Annotated in this window: 3 protein-coding genes; 2 read left to right on the forward strand and 1 reads right to left on the reverse strand. The window is 62.0% G+C overall.

The features are described from left to right. The first annotated feature begins 270 nt into the window (after positions 1–270). A complete protein-coding gene (locus VGP39_RS22030) occupies positions 271–1,203 on the forward strand; it encodes a tyrosine-type recombinase/integrase (protein ID WP_327570210.1) in 933 nt (310 codons plus the stop codon). 12 nt (positions 1,204–1,215) lie between these two features. Further along, positions 1,216–2,436 (forward strand): IS91 family transposase, encoded by a 1,221-nt coding sequence (locus VGP39_RS22035; protein ID WP_327570211.1) that lies wholly within the window; start codon positions 1,216–1,218, stop codon positions 2,434–2,436. A 423-nt stretch (positions 2,437–2,859) separates the two neighbouring features. Here VGP39_RS22035 and VGP39_RS22040 read toward each other — a convergent pair. Then, the coding region (locus tag VGP39_RS22040) for a PepSY domain-containing protein (RefSeq protein ID WP_327570212.1) at positions 2,860–3,091 on the reverse strand (232 nt) is incomplete at its 5' end.

A 3,091-nucleotide genomic window follows, 5' to 3' on the forward strand; every position in this document is an offset into this window, starting at 1 on the left:
CCACGACCTCGGCGGGTCCGAATCGGGTCAATCGCGTCGGTTTGGTCATGTCCGAGCCACTTCTGCTTTACCCCTGAAAGCCGACATACATCGCGAGGCGTGGCATGTCTCAAAAGTGCCAACGCACTAAATCGCTGCGCGATAGCCCGCGGAGGTGGGCGCGGTGCGCACCGGTACGGCTCAACCCGAGGAGAGATCGTCGGTAGCATGTGGGTCATCCTGTCTTGAAGATCGAGGTGTCGTCAACCTCATCCAAGACAGGAGTCTCCCATGAGTATCGATGCTGTCACTCCGCTGCGCCAGCGCATGATCGAAGACATGAATGCCCGCAAGCTCTGTGCGCAAACGCGAAGGGGCCACATTCACAGCTGCAAGCGGTTCGCTGAGTTTCTCAAACGGTCACCTGACACGGCGACAGCGGAGGACATCCGCCGGTTTCAGCTGCATCTTTCCGAGACGGGCACGAGCATCTGCAATCGCAACCGCATCATGACCGGGGTGAAGTTCTTGTTGCGCGTGACACTGCGGCGGCTGGACCTCGCGGCCGAGATCTATCACATCCGCGAACCCCAGAAGATTCCGCAGGTAATGAGTCCGGACGAGACGCGTCGCGTGCTGTCCGTTGCCACAAGCCTCAAGGCCCGCGTGGCACTCAGTCTTTGTTATGGGTGCGGCCTGCGTGCCGGCGAAGTGGTCCGGCTGAAGGTCAAGCATATCGACAGCGCGCAGAAGATCATTCGTATAGAGCAATCCAAGAGCCGCAAAGATCGCAATGTCATGCTGTCGCCGGAGATGATTGATCTGTTGCGGCAGTGGTGGAAGGCGCGTCGAGGTTTCGATGCACACACAACACCCCTTCAAGAACGCTGGCTGTTTCCTGGGCGCAAGCCCGGCATGCCGATGACCACCCGCCAGCTCAACCGGCTGTTCCACGAGGCGGCCGATGGGGCCGGAATCAAAAAGGGCGTGACGCTGCATGCGCTTCGCCACTCCTTTGCCACCCATCTGCTCGAGCGTGGGACCGATATTAGAATCATCCAAACACTTCTGGGGCACGACAAATTAGATACGACGGCGCGCTACACGCGCGTCGCTACCGGCATGATCGCGAGTGTCAAGAGCCCGCTCGACCTGCTGTCACAGCCTCGCAGGAAGCCTGGCAAGAAGCCCGACGCGGGCGGGAAGGATTCGCCGCCGGCATAACAGCCCGCGGCCATGTCCCGCCCGGCGTTGGAGGTCGCGGATATTTTCCGCGGCCATGGACCGGCATGGCGCCAAGCCAATGCCGACCATGTCAGCCTCGGCCAGATGAAGGTCATGTCGGCGATCGAGCGCTGCCGCACGGCGGCGCTCGGCGGCCATGTCGGGCGCTGCGAGAACGAGACCTGCGCTCACACCGTCATCGCCTACAATAGCTGCCGCAATCGGCACTGCCCCAAGTGTCAGGGCGCTGCCGCACGCCAGTGGCTGGCCGAGCGCGAAGCCGAGCTCTTGCCGGTGCCGTACTTCCATGTGGTGTACACGCTGCCGGCGGAGATCGGCGACATCGCCTATCAGAACAAGGCGGTGATCTACGACCTGCTGTTCAAAGCCTCGGCCGAGACCACGCTTACGATCGCGGCCGATCCCAAGCATCTCGGCGCTCGCATCGGCTTCATGTCGGTGCTGCACACATGGGGTTCCGCGCTGACGCATCACCCGCATGTGCACATGGTCGTGCCGGGTGGCGGCCTGTCGCCGGACGGATCGAAGTGGATCGCGTGCCAGCCACGCTATTTTTTGACCGTGAAGGTTCTCTCGGCGTTGTTCCGCAGGCTGTTTCTGGAGATGCTGGTCGCGACCCACCACGCCGGCCGCCTGCAGTTCTTCGGCGATCATGCGCGGCTCGCCGACAAGGTTGCATTCAAGGCCTATCTGGCGCCACTGCGCGAGATCGATTGGGTGGTCTACGCCAAGGAGCCGTTCGCCGGGCCCAGGCAGGTGTTGCGCTATCTGTCGCGCTACACCCACCGCATCGCGATCTCCAATCGCCGGCTGGTGTCCGCCGACGAGAATGGCGTCACCTTCAAGTACAAGGACTATCGGATCGAGGGGCCCGCCCGCTACAAGACGATGACGCTGGCGACCGACGAGTTCATCCGGCGCTTCCTAATTCACGTGCTGCCGAAGGGCTTCCATCGCATCCGCCACTATGGGCTGCTCGCCAACGGCAACCGACCCGAAAACATTGCCCACGCGCGCGAGCTGCTCGCCGTGCCGGCGCGCCCAAAAGAAACCGAAACGCCCGAAGCAGCGCTCGAACAACCCCGCGTGCTGCCGCGTCCATGCCCGTGCTGCGGCAGCCGCATGATCATCATCGAGACTTTCGCCCGCGGCTACGAGCCGAAGCACCGGCCCACGCCGCCTCCGGCGGCAATCAGGATCGACACGTCATGATGCCGTTGCCATCGATCTACCGCTATCGCAACGCCCGGCATTCTTGCTGGCTCTCAGCCGGCACCGCCCAAGCTCGCATCGGCGCGCTGCATTCAATAGCCGTCGCGCGACCAATCCTGTCGCGTTACCCGAAGATCGCTCGTACATACCGACGCATCCGACCATGGTTCGCCGCAAGCCAATCGCGGCGACCACTTCAATCCAACCTCAGCAAGCCCGAACCCGCGGCAAAATCCCCATAGCGCCCGCGGCACTGCCCCTGCACACCTCCCGCGATTTCGTGCCTTGGCGCTTTTTGGACGCCGGCCGCAAGAGCGCGCTGATAGTGTAGTCATCCCGGCGTCCAAAAACCTGCACAAAAGCGGACCAAGCGAAACATTGCGATTTTGGAGTCACCCGACAGGCCATCGGAGGGGCCCGCCGTCACAGAATTTTGCCGGTGATCGGATCGATGTGGATCTGTTGTGGATGTTTTGTATTTTGAATCAGAATTTCCCATACGGCGTGCCCGCGCACCCGCTCCAATCCTGCGTTGAGCGCACGGCCGCCCTTCGCTTTCTCAGCTGACGCAATAGCTTCACGCAGCGTGATTTTGGCGCCTTTCAATGCTGCCAATTCGGCTTTGTCTTCGGCGTCAAGGGCCGACTCATCCATC

The organism is Bradyrhizobium sp. (assembly GCF_036009065.1).
GTDB lineage: Bacteria > Pseudomonadota > Alphaproteobacteria > Rhizobiales > Xanthobacteraceae > Bradyrhizobium.

Excerpts from the sequence above, each read along its gene's own strand:
- VGP39_RS22030 (WP_327570210.1), top strand. The coding sequence starts at position 271 with ATGAGTATCGATGCTGTCACTCCGCTGCGCCAGCGCATGATCGAAGAC.
- VGP39_RS22035 (WP_327570211.1), top strand. The coding sequence starts at position 1,216 with ATGTCCCGCCCGGCGTTGGAGGTCGCGGATATTTTCCGCGGCCATGGA.